This is a genomic window from Promineifilum sp. (SeqCode) (assembly GCF_041918635.1).
Classification (GTDB): domain Bacteria; phylum Chloroflexota; class Anaerolineae; order Promineifilales; family Promineifilaceae; genus Promineifilum.
In genome coordinates this window covers 1-3,008 of sequence record NZ_JAYRVJ010000086.1, presented here as the reverse complement: position 1 = coordinate 3,008, position 3,008 = coordinate 1, and the positions used below count along the sequence as shown (strand labels likewise).

2 protein-coding genes and 1 pseudogene are annotated in these 3,008 nt (G+C 66.9%); 1 reads left to right on the top strand and 2 read right to left on the bottom strand.

Features of this window, described 5'->3' with window-relative positions; all coding sequences use genetic code 11:
- Together ACE3UY_RS02800 and ACE3UY_RS02795 are read right to left on the bottom strand one after the other, a co-directional pair.
- A pseudogene (locus tag ACE3UY_RS02800) lies at window positions 1-662 on the bottom strand (hypothetical protein); the annotation flags it as partial.
- 182 nt (window positions 663-844) lie between these two features.
- A complete protein-coding gene (locus ACE3UY_RS02795) occupies window positions 845-2,155 on the bottom strand; it encodes an MFS transporter (RefSeq protein ID WP_374686030.1) in 1,311 nt (436 codons plus the stop codon).
- A 207-nt stretch (window positions 2,156-2,362) separates the two neighbouring features.
- Here ACE3UY_RS02795 and ACE3UY_RS02790 point away from each other — a divergent pair, with 207 nt between their 5' ends.
- Window positions 2,363-2,833, top strand: coding sequence for a ClbS/DfsB family four-helix bundle protein (locus tag ACE3UY_RS02790; RefSeq protein WP_374686029.1), 471 nt, complete (start codon window positions 2,363-2,365; stop codon window positions 2,831-2,833).
- Window positions 2,834-3,008: the final 175 nt, after the last annotated feature.

The window sequence follows — 3,008 nt, the reverse complement described above, 5'->3', positions numbered from 1 at the left end:
TTGAGGTAGCGCTCCATCTCCGGCCGGCTGAAGCGCAGGTCGGCGGCGCGCAGTTCGACCAGTTCATCCGCCACGCGCAGCCGGGCCAGCGACAGAGGCGGGTCGGCGCGGCTGATGAGCGCCAGGCGCATGCCCGGCGGCGCGTGGCGCAGCAGATAATCCACGCCATGATGGATGGCCGGGGCGCGGATGTGGTGGTACTCATCGAGCGCCAGGACGATCGGCCGGGACAGCGCGGCCAGGTCGTTGAGGAGAACGGTCAGCCATGTCTCCGGCGGCGGCAGCGTATGCCGGCCGAGTGTATCGGCCAGGCGCGCGCCGAGACGCGGGTCGGCTGTCTGCAACGCGGCGACGACGTGACGCCAGAAGCGGCCCGGCTCGTTGTCGCCGTCGTCCAGTAGCAGCCAGGCCGAGAGGGGCGCGCCGCCGGCCGCCAGCCACTCGGCCACGAGCGTCGTCTTGCCGAAACCGGGCGGAGCGGAGACGAGCGCCAGGCGCGCCGTGGGGTTGGTGTCCAGTCTGGCAACCAGCCCCGGGCGGGGGATCATGCCGGGATGCGGCGGCGGTCGGAAGAGCTTCGTCCGCAGCACGGTGTCCTGGCCGAACCCCTCGGGCCGGCCCGCTATTCCGCCTGACTCTATGTCGCTGTCGGGTGCTGTCATCACGCTTGGTTCAGCGGGGGGCCGTCCTCAAGTGGGCGCGTCAAAACGGAGGTTTTTCGCCGCCGAACCCTTTCTCCATTATCGTGGATGCGCCCGGCGCTGTATAGTGACAGATGTCAGGGGTATCTACGTATTTAGTAATAGCTAGTGGTCAGTGGTAGGGGCGGGTTTGAAACCCGCCCCTACTCCGCCCGCCAAATGGCGAGGCCGATAGCGAAGCGGCACGCCGCGGCGAAGATCAGCCCGGCCACCAGCCCCCACCAGCCGGCCAGCGCCGGCGCGATCATCGAGCCGAGCAGGATGCCCGCTTGCAGCGACATGTTATGCCAGGCCAGATAGGACGGCCGGCTGTCGTCGGGCGTCTTCTCCAGCACGAAGTTGCCCACCGCGCCGCCGGCCAGCGCCCAGCCCGCGCCGCCGGTGATGGAGGCCAGCAGGTAGAGCGCCGGCCCGGTCGCCTGCGAGATGACCAGCGGGTAGAGGGCGATGACGATGATGCCCAGGGCCATCGTCTGCCGGTTGCCCAGGCGCGCCGTGAGCATCCCCAGGCGCGTCGAGGCCAGGAAGAGGGCGATGTAGAAGACGCTGTTGCCCAGGCCAATCACCTGGTCGTCCAACTGGATCTCGCGCACCAGGAACAGCGGGAACAGCGGCACGGCCAAATAGAGCGCCAGGTGCATGGCGAAGACGAGCAGGAGCACCCGGCGGTAGGCGCGATCCTTCAGCGGGTTGAACCACCGGCTGGAGAGCGGGTTGGCGCGGGTCAGGAAGCGCAAGCCCACCGACAGGCGCATCCCGGCCCACATCTTGGCCTCGCCGGGGTCGGCCCAGTCGCCCAGGCTGCGGCCCGTGCCCGGCCGGCGGTGCTCGTCGACCGGCCGCACGTGCCACAGGTGCAGCGTACTCATGGCCGCGCCGATGAAGCCGATCAGGAAGACGACCTGGTAGCCGAGCGGGAACGGCAGCACGTCGAGCAGCCGGCCGCAGGCCAGCGTGACGGCGATGGAGGTCAGCGCGTAGGCCGCGTTGCGCACGCCAACGATGTGGCCGCGCCAGTCGGGCGGCACGGCGGCGGCAAACAGGCCGTTGAAGCCGATAGCCAGCGCCGTGCCGGGGATGCTCATCAGCACCGTCAGCAGTACGATGACCCAGACCTGGCCCTCCGGCGCGAGGAACAGCGGCAGCAAGACGAACAGCAGGTAGAACCAGCGGTTCAGGATGGAGGCGGAGAACGTCGCCCGGCTAACGGGCTGGCTCTGGAGCCAGCGACCGGCCGGCAGGGCGAACATCAGGTTCATGATGGCCGGCGTGGCGTTGAGCAGGCCCAACTGGAAGGCGCTGGCCCCCAGCCGGGTGGCGTAGACGGCAATGAAGGCGATAGCGCTGCCATTCAGGACGCCAAACCAGGCGATGTCGAAAACGAGATGGTTGAAATTGGAGCGGTGCTCGACCGGAACCGGCCGGGCGCGGGTGGATGCGAATGAAATAGCCATGACTCTGTTTGGGGCGGCCCGCTGGCCGCCGGGTGATGATGCGTTAGACAAACGTCTAGTCTACCACAAAATGGCAATGGTTGATAACGGAAAGAGCACGGCTGTCCGCCGCCTGGACTACGCTAAATCGCCGGGCGATTTGGCAAATCGCCCTACAGTCTTTGCTCTGCTATACTGCCTCTTAGCCCAACCTATGGAAGGAAACCGATGGATCGCGCCGAACTATTGACCCGCATTCGCGACGGCCGCGCTGAATTCGAGAGCGCCGTGGCCCTGTTCGAGAAGGACGAATGGACGAAGCCGCTGCTGCCCAACGCCTGGTCGGTCAAGGACGTGATCGCCCACGTTGGCTTCTGGGAACAGCGCATGGTCACCCTCTACCATATGCTGGCGGCGGGCGAGCCGCCGCAGGACGTGGCGACCGCGGAGACGGTTGACGAACTAAACGCGCGCGTCTATCAGGAGAACGAGCTACTCCCGCCGGGCATCGCCGAATTGAACGAGCGCGAGGCGTACCAGGCCCTGCTGACTGTGGCCGAAAACGCGCCGGAGGACGACCTCTTCAACCCGCAGCGCTTCCCCTGGACCGAGGGCGAGGCGTTCTACCGCTGGATCGAGGTCAACACGTTCGAGCACTATGCTGATCACGTCCCCGACTTGATAGAGGTTAGGGGCTAGGGGCTAGGGAAGAGCGCCCTGCTCTGGTTCCTGGAACCTGAACCCCTGGAACCTTCTTCCCTAGCCCCTAGCCCCTAGCCCCTAGCCCCTAGCCCCTAGCCCCTAGCCCCTAGCCCCTAGCCCCTAGCCCCTAGCCCCTAGCCCCTAGCTCCTAGCCCCTAGCTCCTACACTTGC

What these genes read in the sequence shown, in the direction of transcription:
- ACE3UY_RS02795 (WP_374686030.1), bottom strand. Translation starts at nt 2,155, where the DNA reads ATGGCTATTTCATTCGCATCCACCCGCGCCCGGCCGGTTCCGGTCGAG.
- ACE3UY_RS02790 (WP_374686029.1), top strand. Translation starts at nt 2,363, where the DNA reads ATGGATCGCGCCGAACTATTGACCCGCATTCGCGACGGCCGCGCTGAA.